Source organism: Novosphingobium chloroacetimidivorans (assembly GCF_014204535.1).
Taxonomy (GTDB): domain Bacteria; phylum Pseudomonadota; class Alphaproteobacteria; order Sphingomonadales; family Sphingomonadaceae; genus Novosphingobium; species Novosphingobium chloroacetimidivorans.
On the sequence record NZ_JACHLR010000005.1, the window covers coordinates 143326 to 158386 of the forward strand.

General features: G+C 66.9%; 12 protein-coding genes and 1 pseudogene. 3 read left to right on the plus strand and 10 right to left on the minus strand.

The window, feature by feature from the left end; all coding sequences use genetic code 11:
- Positions 1-47: 47 nt before the first annotated feature.
- Both HNO88_RS07925 and trhO read right to left on the minus strand, forming a co-directional pair.
- Positions 48-671, minus strand: a complete 624-nt coding sequence (locus HNO88_RS07925; RefSeq protein WP_184243844.1) for a glutathione S-transferase — start codon at positions 669-671, stop codon at positions 48-50.
- On the minus strand, positions 664-1632 hold the full coding sequence (gene trhO / locus HNO88_RS07930) for an oxygen-dependent tRNA uridine(34) hydroxylase TrhO (protein WP_184243846.1): 969 nt from the start codon (positions 1630-1632) through the stop codon (positions 664-666). Before trhO ends, HNO88_RS07925 begins: the two co-directional genes overlap by 8 nt.
- A gap of 165 nt (positions 1633-1797) precedes the next feature.
- Here trhO and HNO88_RS07935 point away from each other — a divergent pair, with 165 nt between their 5' ends.
- The 3 genes from HNO88_RS07935 to HNO88_RS07945 all read left to right on the plus strand — a co-directional run bounded on the left by HNO88_RS07935 (position 1798) and on the right by HNO88_RS07945 (position 7649).
- Complete coding sequence (locus tag HNO88_RS07935) at positions 1798-4254, plus strand: TonB-dependent receptor (RefSeq protein WP_312857017.1); 2457 nt, start codon at positions 1798-1800, stop codon at positions 4252-4254.
- Complete coding sequence (locus HNO88_RS07940; RefSeq protein ID WP_184243848.1) at positions 4254-5375, plus strand: glycerophosphodiester phosphodiesterase; 1122 nt, start codon at positions 4254-4256, stop codon at positions 5373-5375. Before HNO88_RS07935 ends, HNO88_RS07940 begins: the two co-directional genes overlap by 1 nt.
- A 171-nt stretch (positions 5376-5546) precedes the next feature.
- Positions 5547-7649 (plus strand): TonB-dependent receptor plug domain-containing protein, encoded by a 2103-nt coding sequence (locus tag HNO88_RS07945; RefSeq protein ID WP_184243850.1) that lies wholly within the window; start codon positions 5547-5549, stop codon positions 7647-7649.
- Positions 7650-7925: 276 nt separating this feature from the next.
- Here HNO88_RS07945 and HNO88_RS07950 read toward each other — a convergent pair whose 3' ends face one another.
- The 8 genes and pseudogenes from HNO88_RS07950 to HNO88_RS07985 all read right to left on the minus strand — a co-directional run bounded on the left by HNO88_RS07950 (position 7926) and on the right by HNO88_RS07985 (position 14995).
- Positions 7926-8420, minus strand: coding sequence for a nucleoside deaminase (locus HNO88_RS07950; RefSeq protein WP_184243851.1), 495 nt, complete (start codon positions 8418-8420; stop codon positions 7926-7928).
- The gene (locus HNO88_RS07955; RefSeq protein WP_246381341.1) at positions 8420-9553 is read right to left on the minus strand and encodes a DUF2252 family protein; all 1134 of its coding nucleotides are present in this window, start codon (positions 9551-9553) and stop codon (positions 8420-8422) included. Before HNO88_RS07955 ends, HNO88_RS07950 begins: the two co-directional genes overlap by 1 nt.
- Before the next feature lie 201 nt (positions 9554-9754).
- Positions 9755-9967 (minus strand): annotated as a pseudogene (locus tag HNO88_RS22985) (SDR family NAD(P)-dependent oxidoreductase); the annotation flags it as partial.
- Positions 9968-9989: 22 nt separating this feature from the next.
- Entirely contained in the window at positions 9990-10118 is a 129-nt protein-coding gene (locus HNO88_RS22675; RefSeq protein ID WP_281383994.1) for a hypothetical protein, read from the minus strand.
- A gap of 114 nt (positions 10119-10232) precedes the next feature.
- Entirely contained in the window at positions 10233-11690 is a 1458-nt protein-coding gene (locus HNO88_RS07970; protein ID WP_184243856.1) for a CYTH and CHAD domain-containing protein, read from the minus strand.
- Positions 11691-11773: 83 nt separating this feature from the next.
- Entirely contained in the window at positions 11774-13072 is a 1299-nt protein-coding gene (locus HNO88_RS07975; protein WP_184243857.1) for an Hsp70 family protein, read from the minus strand.
- A gap of 120 nt (positions 13073-13192) precedes the next feature.
- The gene (locus HNO88_RS22840) at positions 13193-14395 is read right to left on the minus strand and encodes a diguanylate cyclase domain-containing protein (RefSeq protein ID WP_312857018.1); all 1203 of its coding nucleotides are present in this window, start codon (positions 14393-14395) and stop codon (positions 13193-13195) included.
- Between the two features lie 198 nt (positions 14396-14593).
- Complete coding sequence (locus HNO88_RS07985; RefSeq protein ID WP_184243859.1) at positions 14594-14995, minus strand: hypothetical protein; 402 nt, start codon at positions 14993-14995, stop codon at positions 14594-14596.
- Positions 14996-15061 lie beyond the last annotated feature (66 nt).

The following is a 15061-nucleotide window of genomic DNA, read 5'->3' on the forward strand; positions in this document are numbered from 1 at the left end:
GCGGGGATGACGATTTTAAGGGGAGTACGCGGCCTGGTACGGCATTATCACGGAAAGAAGAGCACCGGGTCACCTGGCTGCCATGGCTTGGGCCGCACCATGATCGCGGCGAACAGCTCTGACGCGAGGTGACCATCGAGCCACGCTTGTAAGTGCGATAGCGGCTGCGCGGCGAACCACTCCGCGTCGACGGCCGCGAACTGGCGCACGAAGGGCATGACAGCGGCGTCGGCGATCCCTCGCTCCGCCCCGGCGAGATGGGGGCTTGAAGCCAGGCGCGCCTCGAGATCGCGCAGGAACGCCATCCCCGCCTCGCGGTACGCCCGCGCATCGCCATCGTGCCGTTCGTGGTATTTGTATCCGTCGAGGTCCCGCTTGAACCGACCATCATTGACGGCGATCAGATCGGCATCGTCACGCTCCAGCCAACCCTCGGGATCGTTCTGGACCAAGGCCCAGCGCATGATGTCGAGGCTCTGGTCGATGACCCTGCCATCGGCCAGCACCAGCACCGGAACCGTGCCCTTGGGCGAAGCTTCGAGCATGGCCTGCGGCTTGGCGCCCAGCTTCACCTCGCGCAGCTCGCAGCGCAGGCCGCTGACCGCCAGGGCCAGCCTCGCGCGCATGGCGTAGGGGCAGCGGCGGAAACTGTAGAGGACCGGTTCAGCCATCCCGCGCATCGTCTCGCTCATGATGGACCGCGCCGACGTGCGCCTCTCCGCGCTCGGCGGCGAGCCGCTCCTGGCGGTGGCGCTCGCGATAGGACGCGCGCTGGGAGTCGGTCCGCTCTGGGTAACAGGCCGGGCAGCTGACACCCTCCTCGTAGTGCGGCGCGGCAAGGTCGTCCGCGCGCACCGGGCGGCGGCAGGCGTGGCAGAGCGTGTGCGTGCCTTGTGCAAGGCCATGGCCGATCGTCACGCGCTGATCGAACACGAAGCACTCGCCCTGCCACATGCTCTCTGTCTCGGGCACCGTTTCCAGGTACTTCAGGATGCCGCCCTTGAGGTGGTAGACCTCGTCCACGCCTTCCTGCTTGAGGAAGGCGGTCGACTTCTCGCAGCGGATGCCGCCAGTGCAGAACATCGCGACCCTGGGCGGCTTGCCCTCGCCCAGCAGCCGCTCGCGCTCGTTGCGGAACCACGCGGGGAAGTCGCGGAAGCTCGGGGTCTTGGGATCGATGGCGCCCGCGAAAGTTCCGACCGCGACTTCGTAGTCGTTGCGCGTATCGATGACGATCGTGTCGGGATCGGCGATGAGCGCGTTCCAGTCGTGCGGCTCGACATACGTGCCGACACTGGCGCGCGGGTCGATGTCCGGCTCGCCCATCGTCACGATCTCGCGCTTGATGCGCACCTTCATGCGGTGGAACGGCATGGTGGCCGCGCTCGACAGCTTGATGTCGAGATCGGCGCAACCGGGCAGCGCACGGATGTGGGCAAGCACGGCATCGATGTCTTCTGGCGTCCCGGCGATCGTGCCGTTGATCCCTTCAGGCGCCAGCAGCAGAGTACCCTTTACACCCTTGTCACGGCACACTTTCTGCAAGGGCACCTGCAGCCTGGCGCAGTCTTCGAAGTGCGTGAAGCGGTAGAGCGCGGCAACGGTCAGGGGCTGGGCGGAAGATGCAGTCATTGGGCGCGCCATAGCGTTTCGCACGCCTTGCGTCAGCAGGCAGCGCACAGGCGGTACATGGACTGTCACGCAAGTGGCACGAAGTCGCAATGATAATGCCACGAGGCCGCCCTACCCGCGCCTTCGCAGCCACCGCATAGGTGGACTTAGTGGGGGCAAATTACCGTGATCATCCAGAGAACTGGCTTTAGCGCACGTGCAGCATTGTTGCTCGGCGCGATCGTTCCGACCGTGGCCGCCGCGCCGGCGCTGGCGCAGGACGCGACCACCGCGGATGCAAGCGCAGGTCCGGTCGACAGCACCGACGACGTCAACGGCCAGATCATCGTCACCGGCAGCCGCTCGCGCTCCGCGACCGCGATTACCGGGGTCGAGATCCAGAACATCCTGCCCGGCGTCAGCCCGCTGCGCGCGATCCAGACCCTGCCCGGCGTCACCTACATCACCGCCGATCCGTGGGGCAACAACGAGCAGAACGCCTCACTGTTCATCCACGGCTTCAACTCCGCGCAGCTCGGCTACACGCTCGACAGCGTGCCGCTCGGCGACCAGAACTATGGCAACTACAATGGCTTGTCGGTCTCTCGTGCCGTCATTTCGGAAAACGTGGGCCGCGTGACTGTCAGCACCGGCGCGGGCGAACTGCGCGTCGCCTCGACCAGCAACCTGGGCGGCGCGATCGAGACCGTCACCAGCGATCCGCGCGAGACGGTCGGCCTGGAAGTGAACCAGACGATCGGTAGCTACGATACCTCGCGAACTTTCGTCCGCTTCGACAGCGGCGAGATGGGCGGCGGCAACAGCTTCTACGTCTCGGCCGTGCGCCAGAAGGCCCGCGCCTGGGACTTCAACGGCAAGCAGGGCGGCTGGCAGGGCAACTTCAAGTTCGTCCATGACGACAGCGCCCGCCGCGTCACCGCCTACGTCGCCTATTCGGACAAGACCGAGCCGAACGAGGACTCGACCACGATCTACCGGACGCCGGCCAACGCGGCGCAGGCCTACCAGCCCTATACCCGCCCGTTCCTCTATCCCGACTTCAACGCGGCGATCCGCTACCTCAACGCGGCCGGCGCGGTTCCGGCGCTGGAGAACGTCAACTACCGCAACTTCTACAGCGCGGCGCAGCGCACCGACTGGCTGGTCTACCTCAAGGACGAGGAGCGCCTGAGCGACACCGCGACCTTGTCGGTCCAGGGCTACTACCACAACAACGACGGCGCCGGCATCGTCGCCGGGCCGATCACCGTGGCCTCGCTGCCGACCCTGTTCGCGCTCTACTTCCCGGGCCAGAACCTCAAGGCGTCGACCGGCGGCTCGGGCTACGCGATCCGCACCACCGAGTACCGCATCGACCGCAAGGGCGTGCTCTCGGAGCTGAACCTCCAGCTGGGCAACCACGCGATCGCGGCGGGCGTCTGGTACGAGAACAACAGCTCGGCCGCCTATCGCCGATGGTATCCGCTGAACGTCAACACGCCCGACCGCTACAGCCCCTATGCGCGTCCTGCCGGTCCGCTGTTTACCCAGTACGGCAGCGAGATGCGCACCGAAGTGCTGCAGCTCCACCTGCAGGACACTTGGGAGGTGACGCCGCGCTTCACGCTCGAAGCGGGCGTGAAGACCAGCCTTCAGGACGCGACCGGGCGCTTTCCCGTCCAGCCGATCGCCGGCTCGCTTCCGGGCGCCGCGGGCGCGCTGCCCGAAGGCCGGATCAAGACCGACAACTGGTTCCTTCCCACGATCGGCGCCAAGTGGCGATTCACGGACACCGAAGAACTCTACGGCAACGTCCAGAAGAACCTGCGCCAGTACCAGGCCTATGGTGCCGGCGGCAGCGCCGCGCCGTGGTCGACCGGCAGCCAGGCCGCGTTCGACTTCATCAAGGACAATGGCGAGCCCGAAACCTCGTGGACGTACGAGATCGGCCTGCGCAGCCGGCACAGCTGGCCGGGCTCGTTCCTCAGCGGCTTCGAGGCGCAGGTAAACGCCTACCACGTGGACTTCAGCAACCGCCTGCTGCCGATCACCGCGGCGGTCGGCGGCATCGCCGGCGGCTCGATCGCCGGTGGCACGCCGTCGCTGTTCAACGTCGGCGACGTGAAGACCAACGGCATCGACGCGGCCTTTACGCTGCGCTTCGGCGAGCACTTCACGCTCTACAACGCGACATCGTACAACAGCTCGAAGTATCAGAGCGACTACAGCAGCACGACCGGCGAGGCCACCGGCACCAAGATCGGTGGCTTCACCGTGGTGGGCGGAGTGGTCCCGACCGGCGGCAAGCAGGTCCCCGGCAGCCCGCAGTGGCTGAACAAGACCGTCGCCACGCTCGACATCGACCCGGTCCAGTTCCAGCTGTTCGGCGACTACATCGGCAAGCGCTATGCGACCTACACCAACGATGCGAGCGTCCCCAGCATCTTCCTGCTCAACGGCCGCGCGGCGATCCAGCTGAGCCAGTGGATCGGGCTCGCCAACGCGGAGCTGAGCGTGAACGTGACCAACATCACCGACAAGAAGGGCTGGCTTTCGGTCGTGGTCGGATCGGCGACAAACACCTACAACGTCTACCCGATCCCGCCGCGCCAGTGGTTCGGCACGCTGAAGCTGCGCTACTGATGACGGCGGACCTGACGCGCCGCGCGGTGCTCGGCGCCGGGGCGGGCCTCGCGCTCGCCTCGGCCCTGCCCTTGCACGCTGCGCAAGGCGGCAGGGGCGCGGCGCGCAGGCCCGCCAAGCCGCTGGTGATGGCGCATCGCGGCGCGTCGGCGCTGCGGCCGGAGCACACGCTTGCCGCCTATGCCAAGGCGATCGCGGATGGCGCGGACTTCATCGAGCCCGATCTTGTCGCCACCAAGGATGGCGTGCTGGTCGCGCGCCACGAGAACGACATCTCCGGGACGACGGACATCGCGACACGCCGCGAGTTCGCCGCACGGCGCACCACCAAGACGATCGACGGCGTGGCCGTCACCGGCTGGTTCACCGAGGACTTCACTCTTGCCGAGCTAAAGACCCTGCGCGCGCGCGAACGGCTCGGCGCGGTGCGTCCCGAGAGCCAGGGCTACGACGGGGTGTTCCAGATCGTCACGCTGGAGGAAGTCGCCGACTTCGTCGCGGCCGAGGCGGCAGCGCACGGGCGGACCATCGGCCTGATCCCGGAACTGAAGCACTCCACGTACTTCGCCGGGATCGGCCTTCCGCTGGAGCCGCGGCTGATCGCAGGCTTGTCGGCCAGCACATACCTGCGCCGGGCGCCGGTGATCGTGCAATCGTTCGAGGTGAGCAATCTCAAGGCTTTGCGCGGCAAACTTGGCAGCTTCTCGAACGTCCAGCTGATGCAGCTGATCGAGGACCCGCGCAACGCGCCCTACGACACGATCGCTGCCGGGCAGCGCCGAGCGTATGTGCAGATGCTCACGCCCGCAGGCCTTGCCGAGATCGCCAGCTATGCCGACTGGGTCGCCCCCGCCACCCGGGTGATCATTCCGCTCGGCCCGGACGGCAAGCTTGCCGCCCCCACCGGCCTCGTCGCGGCCGCGCATGCCGCCGGACTGCTGGTAGGCACCTGGACCTTCCGGCCCGAAAACCGCTTCCTCGCCGCCGACTTCCGCAACGCTGCGGGCGAGGACGCGCGCAACGCGGAAGGCAGCGTGGCCGAGATCCGCCGCTACCTGGCCGAGGGCCTCGATGGCTTCTTCACCGACGACCCGGCGCTCGGCCGAACGGCGCTCGGCTGACCTCAGCTTGGCGTTCGAAACCTCCCTTCGAGACTAAGCAACTACGCCTGCAGACAAAATCGCGCTGTTCGTCGAACACCGAACGCCGCGTTGTGTCTTTGCGGCCACGCAGGTGACGGGCATAAGACACGTATGTTGCCGGGGCATGGTGACGGCGTCAGAAGGGCAACGATGGGGTTCCGAACACATGCGGCGTTGCTGGCGACAGCAGCGCTCACCTACACGTTGCCGGCCGTGGCACAGGATGCGCCTCCACCGGAGACGGCCACCGACGTGCCTGTCAGCGCGAGCAGCAATGCCAGTCGCAGCGTCTACCTGCCTGCCGACTTCCAGCGCTTCGCCCCGCGCAATGCCTGGGACATGCTGATCCGCGTGCCCGGTTTCTCGATCAAGGAGAGCCAGGAGCGGCGCGGCTTGGGCCAGGCGACCGGCAACGTGCTGTTCAACGGCACCCGCCCGTCGAACAAGTCGGACGATCTCTATACCCAGCTGACCCGGATCCCGGCGGGCACGATCGAGCGCATCGAGGTGCTCGACGGCGCCACGCTCGACATCCCCGGCCTCAATGGCCAGGTCGCCAACGTGGTCTACAAGGCCAAGGGCTCGACCGGCCAGTTCGAGTGGGAGCCGGCAGCGCGGGCGCACTATGCCGACGCGCTCTACACCCGCGGCAACGTCTCGGTGAGCGGCAGCCGTGGCACTGTCGGCTACGAGTTCAGCGTGAACAACCAGGGCGCCGGTCGCAGCGCGGCGGGCGGACCGACGCTGATCCGGGACGGCCTGGGCGTGGTGACCGAGCGGCGCCACGATGTCTGGACCTCGAACCACGACGAGCCCAAGCTCTCGGCCAGGTTCACCTGGGATGGACCGGGCAGTTCGGTCGGCCACCTCAACGGCAACTACCAGAAGATCTGGCACCATTATCGCGAAGCCAGCGACCGGTTCGACTCCCCGGTGCTGCCCGATCGTCGCCGCACGATCCGCGAGAACAACGATACCTGGAACTTCGAGATCAGCGGCGACTACGAGTTCGCGCTCGGCCCCGGCCGGCTGAAGCTCGTCGGCCTTGAGAACCGCAGCCACGAGCCGTTCTCGTCCGAAGTCATCGACACGCCCTTCGGCGCGCCGGCCAGCCCCAGCGGCGACCGCTTCGCCCAGGTCGGCGAGCTTGAGGAAACGATCGCGCGCGTCGAATACACCTGGAAGATGCTGGGCGGCGACTGGCAGCTTTCGGGCGAGGCGGCGTACAACACGCTCGACAACGTGGCGACGCTCGGCACCTTCGATCCGGTCGCCGGCGAATTCGTCCTGCGCCCCTTCGCCGAGGCGACCGGCGGCGTGAAGGAAGACCGCTACGAAAGCCTGCTGAGTGTCGGCTTCCCGCTCAGCCGCACCCTGTCGGTGCAGATGGTTGCCGGCGGCGAACACTCGAAGATCAGCCAGACCGGGCCCGGCGGCATCACCCGCACCTTCGACCGACCCAAGGGCTCGGTGTCGCTGGCCTGGAAGCCTTCGACCGACTTCGACTTGTCGGTGAAGCTCGAGCGGCGGGTGCTGCAGCTGGACTTCTACGATTTCCTGGCCCGCTCGTTCCTCAACGATAACAACCAGAACGCCAGCAACACCGACTTGCGCCCGCAGCAGGACTGGTCGTGGACGGCGGAGCTGAACAAGAAGCTGGGCCCTTGGGGCTCGACCAAGCTGGAGCTGATTCACAGGAGCGTGACGGACCGCGTCGACATCATCCCCGTCGGCGAGAGCGGCGAGGCCGTGGGCAACATCGACAAGGCGCGGGCGTGGGCGGTGGTATCCACCAGTACCATCAACTTCGATCCGATCGGCTGGAAAGGCGCGCGGCTCGATGCGTCGATCGTCTACCAGCGATCGAGCCTCAAGGACCCGTTCACCGGCCGCAGGCGCAACTGGAACGATTTCGTCGACCAGCAGGTGGAGCTGAATTTCCGGCACGACATACCCTCGTCCAACTGGGCCTGGGGCTCGGACGTGACCTACAATCACCAGCAGGCGGGCTACCGTCGCAGCCAGTCAGACCGTGTCTGGGAAGGCCCGGTGTTCGCCGCGCTGTTCGTCGAGAACAAGAACGTCATGGGCCTGACCATGCGCTTCACCGTCGACAACCTGGTCAACGCGCGCTCCCGGCGTGAACGGGCGATCTATCAGGGCGTGCGCGATCTTTCGCCCGTGGCGTCGACCGAGAGCCGAAACCGGTTGATCGGGCCGATCTTCATCTTCCTGGTCAAGGGTTCCTTCTGAGGATCGCGCTTTCGTCGCCCTCGCACAGGCGCGAGCCTCGCTTCTTCCGAGCGAGTGCTGCTGAAGAAGGAAAAAGCGGGGCCCCCGCCTGCGCGGGGGCGACGGGTAAAGCGCAAGCGGCGACGCTTGGACTGGCGCAATCCAATACACTTCGTCATCCCCGCGAAGGCGGGGATCCATCTCCTGGGCTCGCACCGACGGAACCACCTTGAGGTGAAGCCCCACTCTCTCGAAATTGGCGAAGCAATGAAGATGGCCGCACGATTACCCCCAACTTTAGAGGTTCGCCTTTTCATCCTGCGAGAGGTCGGCGTCGGGCGGATAGTAGAGCTTGGCGCACTCCTCACGCAAGCAGCCGCCTTCGATTGCGATATCGTCGCGATAGGCGTCGGCGATGAAGGTCAGCGTGTCGATGTGCCTGGCTTCGAAGTACATTTCGTGCACGTCCGCGCGCCCGGCGCCGTAGACGACGCGCCCGACCTTGGACCAGATCGAGGCCATGGTGCACATGCCGCAAGGCTGCAGCGTGGAGTAGAGCGTCGCGCCGCGCAGCTCCATCTCACCGATGCCCTCGCAAGCGCGGCGGATCGCCATCATCTCGGCATGCGCGGTGGCGTCCGGCAGCTCCTGGGTCTGGTTGCGCTCCGCCGCGATGACCTTGCCGTCATGCACGATCACGCAGCCGAGCGGCGAGCTCGCCGGATCGCTGCCCTTGGATCGCGCCACCTCGATGGCCATGCGCATCCACCGCTCGTCTGTTTCGGTGGTCATCAAGCGGCCAGCGCATAGCGACGGCAGTGCTCGAGATAGCCCGCCTCGTGACTGCCCGCGAGCGAGACTACACTCTCCCACAGCCAGGTCGGCGCATCGATCTGCCCGCAACGGTCCGCCTCGATCATCTTGCTCCACTCCATCCGCGCTGTCGCATCCATCTGTCGACCGTGCGCCTTGCCTACCACGAAAGCGAGGTACCGCGCCGCCCTGGTCGCCTCGCTCTGGCTGAACTGCTCGACTTCCAACTTGAGGTCCTGCGGCGCGAGCTCCCTGACGAAGAGCGTGCGCCCGTCCATGCGGACCGGGATCATCCGTTCCCCCAGATGCGGCGAGAGCGCGCGTGCCGCGGCGACGACGCGCTCCGCATTGTCCGCCGGCATCACTGCGCCGGGCGCGGCGGGAGCAATCGGGGCCACGGCCTCCTTGATGTCGACCAGCGCGTAGTCGGACCGCTCCTTGGCATCATTCAGACCCAGCAGCACGGCATAGCGATGGAGCCCCAGCGAACTGCAGCCCTTCATCCAGTAAGCCGCATCGATCATGCCGACGGTGCGATGGGCATCCTTGCCGGCGAGTGCTAGCACCTGGCGTACCACCTTGGGCTCGGCGAAGACCGCTTTCAGGCCTGCGCGTTCCTCGTCGGCCAGAGCCCAGAACCTCTTGCCGAGCGGAATGCGCGGTTCGATCGCCTCCAGCCGCTCGCGCGCCAGGTGCCGCCAGCGTCGACTGCGCGCCTTGCGGCGTACGCTGCGCACCACCTCGGGCTCGACCCCGGCGTCGCCGCCATGCGGGTCCTGAAGCGCAGCGTCATAGCCGACGACCATCGCTTCGATCATGCGCGCAGTGGCCACGCCCGGCAGATCCGACCCGCGAGCGGCGGTCGCCAATGACAGACCGAGCCTGATGAGATCGTGTGCGGGGTTACCGATGACCGCCTGATCAAGGTCGCGGATCTGGATTTCGACACCGCCCTCGCCATTGGCGAGCGGCCCAAGGTTGCCCAGGTGGCAATCGCCGCAGATCCATACCGACGGCCCTTGCGGCACTCGGGCGGCGCCGGGCGATCCATCGAGCCACTCGTAGAACTTGGCGGTGTTGCCACGAACATAGGCATGGGCCGAGCGCGCCATCTTGCGCGAGCGGCTAGCATCGAGGACTCGGCGGCGATCCGCGGCGTTGGGTGGTACCATGGATGCACGAACGCAGAACCTCGCGTTTCGTGTCAGAAGATGGCTGCATGATTGCGAAGCTTGCCTTAGAGGGCAGAGCAGGCGCGGGGTGCGCGGGGCGACCTGGCCCGCGAATGACGAAACCGGGCCGCCCGCGCCGATGCTGACGGTCGCCCCTCCGCTGCGCTGCCGCAGGTGCTTCGCCGCGACCAGCGAGCCATACAGGGTGCCGACGTAGTCGACGTCGAGCACCCGGCGATGGTCCTCCGTCAGGACTTGCTCGAGCGTGCCGTAGATGCCCGAAGCCGCGTTGTTCAGCCAGCTGTCGAAGCCGCCGAACGCCTCGATGGCCTGCTCGGCAATCGCCTCGACCTGAACGCGTGGTCGCGTGACGGGCTTACTGGTACCCGCCCTCGTCCTCGCGCTCTGCTGCGGCTTCTTCCTGCGCCTCTTCCAGTTGCTGGCTATCCTGCTGGGGCTGTTCTTTCTCGTCGCTCTTCTCGGGCGTCTTGGGCGCGTCGATCATGGTGAGGTCCTTCTCCATTACCTAGGATCAACAGGCCGGCCGGCGGCGCGGTTCCGTCGCACCGAAGGGCAATGCGGCGGATGGCGCCTGTGGCAGTGCCAGCCGTGCCTGGCCTCATCGCCAGAAGCGCTTGGCGTCGACCAGACCCTCGTGCGCCTCCGCCGCGGCCTTGATCAGGTGAGGCTTCGTATCATGACCCAGCAGCGCCTGCGCCTCGGGCACATCCTCCAGTCCGAGCTTGCGGATCTCCTCGGGCGCGGTCGCGAGATCGTTCAGCAGCCCGAGCTGGTCCTGCAGGTCCTCCAGCGCGGCGATGAACCGCTTGTGGCGACGCCGGCTCCGCTTCCTGTCGTACAGGCCGGCGAAGAACTCGCTGTCGTAGCGCAGCTTCTTGGCATCCTTGCGGAGCTCGTGGCGGGCATGGTCGTCGAGCCGGGCGAGGTGCCGTCCGCCCTTCTTCACCTTGCGGCGCGCGCGATCGAGCGCTCGGGCGGCGAAGTCGCGCACGGGTTCGTCGCGGGCATCCTGCGTGCTCGCCTCCTTCAGCCAGCCGCCGTCGGTCAGCCACTCCATGAGGTCGAGCATCAGGGACCGGCTCCAGGGCGCATCCAACGCGTCCTCGACGTGAGAATACGCCTCTTCGCGCGCGATCTGCAGGCGCGCGCGAAGGTCGCCTTGCGACGCCCGCCCCAGCAGCACGTCGAGATTGCGGGCCTCGCCCAGCGTTCCGGCGAGCGCGCGCAAGTCCTCTCGCAGGGCGGCAGCGCGCGCATCTTGCGCATAGAGGCCCTTGAACAGCGAGAACGCCGACCGCAGACGCCGCAGCGCGACGCGCGCCTGGTGCAACGGCTTGGCATGGCGATGCTCCACCAGCAGCGCCTCGTTCAGGCGGAACTGCCGCAGGCACGACTGCGCGATGGCCTGGAACGCGGCAGCCGCGCTCGCTTCGGGATCGAGCTTCACCGCCTCCGCCTTGTAGGACGACTGCGACGGCCTGGTCAGCCGATAGCCCCGCTCCGATTTCGAGAGCACGCCGATGCGGACAGGCGCCAGCGTGTCGAGCTTGCGCGCGAAGGCGAACAAGGCGGCGGGTTCGCCGGATTTCAGCTCCAGTTCGAGCTCGCAGATCAGCTCGCCCCTGCCACCGGCGTGTACCTGGCCGCGATCCAGGACCACCTCGATCTCGGCATCGTCTTCGTGCAGCATCCAGGTGCAGCGCTCGACGTCGACTTCGAAGACGGGGGCGACCTGCTCGGCCCGGTCACCCAGCAGCGCGGCGAGCGGCGTGGCGTGATCCAGCACCGGCACCGTGTCGTTGACCGGCATTTCCCATTCGGAGCGCATGAACAGCCCCACTGAAGCAGGCCCGTCCGCCTTGATCGTCTGCGTTCGCTGCTCGCCCTTGGAGCGGATGCGAAGGGAAAAACCGGCGTCCACGACGGCCCGGTCGGGGGTGTCGAAGTAGATCGCGCGCAAGGCGCTGCAATCATGTTCGCCGGCAAGGAGCGGCGATGCCTTCAGCTGCTCCGCGGCAGCTTCGCTCACTTCCAGCTTCAGTTCGACTTCGAGCACGACACGCCCTCTTCTGCTTGCAAGGTCGAGCCACCCGCCCCTGGAGCAAGCACAACGATCCTCCGCTCGGTTGGCTGCCTCGCTCAGGCGACCCAGGCGCGCGGGTCGTCCTGTTGTGCCACCAGCGCGAGCCCGTGCGCGATCGAGGTCATTTCCCCGCCCGACATGATCCGCTCGCTGCCGAAGCGCTGCGTGAACAACGCGCGCACAGCCGGCACCAGCGAGGTGCCCCCGGTGAGGAAGACGCGATCGATGCCTCCTTCAGCCAGCCCTGCCTGCGCCAGCGCGCGGCTCACGGCGTCGGCCATCGCGCCGACATCGTCCGCGATCCAGGCCACGAACTGCGCGCGATCCACCCGTTCCTCGATCACCATGCCACCACCGCTAAAGCGGAACGTCGCGCTCTCGGAACCGCTCAGATCGCGCTTCAGGCGGCCCACCGCTTCGTAGAGCGGGAAACCGAGCTCGTTCTCGATCATCGCGATCATGCGCCCGATCGCATCGGGGTCGACGGCGCTGCGCCGCAGGCGTTCCAGTTCGTCGAGCGTGCGCCGGTTGCGCATCAGTCCCAGCTTCGACCAGTCGGAGAAGTCGGCGAAGTAGCCCGGCGAGATGTCGAGCACCTTGTCGAACGACCGGTACTTTCCACCCTTGCCCAGGTGCGGCAGGACCAGCTTGTCGACGATGCGCTGGTCGAAGCGATCGCCAGCCACGCCGACGCCGGCATGACCCAGGGGAACGCAGCGCTGGGCAGCCTCGGGTGCTTCCACTCGCACGACCGAGAAGTCGCTCGTACCGCCGCCGAAGTCGGCGACCAGCACGGTAGCGGGCTCGTCCAGCCTCAAGGCATAGCTGAACGCGGCGGCCAGGGGCTCGTAGACATAGTGGATCTCACGCGCGAAGCCGGAGAACATCGCATCGTAGCGTTGCCGCGCCAGCACCTCGTCGGGGCGGGCTCCGGCGAAGTGGACCGGGCGGCCGATCACCAGCCGGTCGATTTGGTCCAGCTCGCCCCCGGCATGGGCCGCCAGCTTGTCGAGGAACATGCGTCCCAGCTCCTCGAACCGGTAGCGGCGATTGAACACCGTCGCGGTGTCGAAGGAAGCGCTGGCCGCCACCGACTTGAACGATTGCAGGAAGCGGCTGTCGGTCGGATACTCGAGGTATTCGTGGATTGCCGAGGGACCGGCCTCCACGGCGACCCCGCCGGGCACGCCGTCCTCGTGCCAGAAGCACAAGGCCGATCGGAACAAGTCGGTCGGGCCATCGGGCCCGGCCAACGGCAGCAGCTGCGGCGCCTCGCCGCTCGGTGCGAACGCCGCGACGCTGTTCGTGGTGCCGAAGTCCAGACCGACGTGGCGGTTAGATGGAATCGCTTGCATGGCTCGTCGACGCTGAGAGTGGGATCGGCGCCTTTGGCAGACTTCGCGCCCACCTGCCACAACGACGATCCCTCACCCGCTGCCGGCACCGCGGATGTGACAGGCCCGGCGCGGATGAGCTCAGACGATGGGTGCCGCCGCTTCCCTGAGGTCGAGGCCGCCCGAGCCCGCTCCTGCGGCGGTCGGGCCTGCGTCGCCGTTCGCGAAGTGAAGCTGTGCCTTGCCGCGCGCCTTGGAACGGTAGAGCGCGGCGTCCGCGCTGGCGACAAGGTCGTCGAGATCACACTCGAACGAAGCGGCCAACGCGATTCCGACGCTCACCGATATGCGCATGTCCTGACCATCGATGACGTAGGGCTCGCTCAGGTGCTTGATGACTCGCCGGGCGAGCAGCTCCGCCTCATCGCGATGGGCGACTGCCGCTTGCATCAGCAGGAACTCGTCGCCGCCGAGACGGAAGGCGACATCGTCGGACCGGATCGTCCCCTGCAATCGCAATGCGACTTCGCGCAACATGCGATCGCCCGCGGGATGACCGGACTGGTCGTTCACCGCCTTGAATCCGTCCAGGTCGAGGTAGTGGATCGCCAGCTGCGAGCCGGTGCGCTGTGCCGCCTCCAGTCGCGTCTGGTAGGCCTCGCGCAGCATCAGCCGGTTCGGCAGGCCGGTCAGCGCATCGACGCGGGCGAGCTTGGCGAGGTCGTGCCTGGTGACCAGCTGCTCCAGCGTGGCGGCATAAAGGTGCCGCACGGAGTCCAGGCTCATGCCCAGGACCGCGAGGAGCAGAAAGGCGAGCATGAGGAAGAACTCGCCGTGCAGCGCCTGCTCGTCGGGCTCGGCGGCATGCCACAGCATGGCGAGCGCCGTGGGCAGTACGGCGATCAGCAAGCTTCCCGTACACAGACGCGGGCGACAGGCCGTCCGCGATACGACGCCGGCTCCGAAGGTATACACGAGGCTGATGGTTCCGGTCAGCATCAGCGGGTCGTGCACCATCAGCACGCGCACGTTCAGTCCCGCCAGCAAGGCGGCGAAGACGAACGTCAGGGCCGTATAGACCGTTTCCCAGCGAACGAGACCGGCCATGGGCTGGTTGCTGCCACCCGCCTGGTAGAAGCGAGAGATGACGATCAGCCGGACCACGGTGACGATTGCCGCGCTCGCACCCAAGGCAAAGATGATCGGATCGCGCCAGCGCAGGAAGATCAGGCCGCTGACGATGGCGAACAGCATGCCGAATCCCACGATCGGCATGCGCATGGTGAACAGCGGCGCGACCAGGTCGCGGTATACGGCAGGCGCCAGGCCGATTGTCGGCCACACGCGCAACGGTGCTCGCTTTGGCCGAGAAGCAATGCTGACGCGACGCCGATCCATCCCGCATCATCGCACTTGCAGGTTAACTCTTTGTTGTGGTTATGCTGCGTGCCGCCCGAGGGGCTCGCACGCGAAGTCCTGCATGGACGAAGCACACGGACAAAGCACACCGGAGACGATCGCGTTCCGGTGCGCCCTCCCCGCCTACTTCTTGCCGCGGATCGCCTCGGCCTGCTTGTCGAGGGTTTCGGCGGACTGTTTCCCTGCGTCACGGATCGCGTCGGCCTGCTTCTCGAGCGCGTCGGCCTTCTGCTCGGCGGTTTCCCGGGCCTGGTCCGCCTTCGCTTCGGCAGCGTCGGCGCGAGCGTCGACCGCGCGTGCCTGATCCTCCTCGACGCGATCCTGCGCTTCGCCGATGCTTTCGCTGGGTCCGGAATCGAAAGGCCCCTGCTGTGCGCCCGCGGCCGCGTCCGCCTTCTCGCCCGCTTGCTCATGCGGTCCGTCGCATGCCGCCAGCAGCGCGGTGCATGCGATCAACGTGCTTTTGAAGAATGTCCTGCTCATCAACACCTTGCTCCTTCCCAACTCAGACGAAAACCGACGCAAGCTCCGCGTCTTGTCGAACGTGCGTCGGCGTCTTGACTGTGCATGAACTCGCGAGAGCCGATCCGG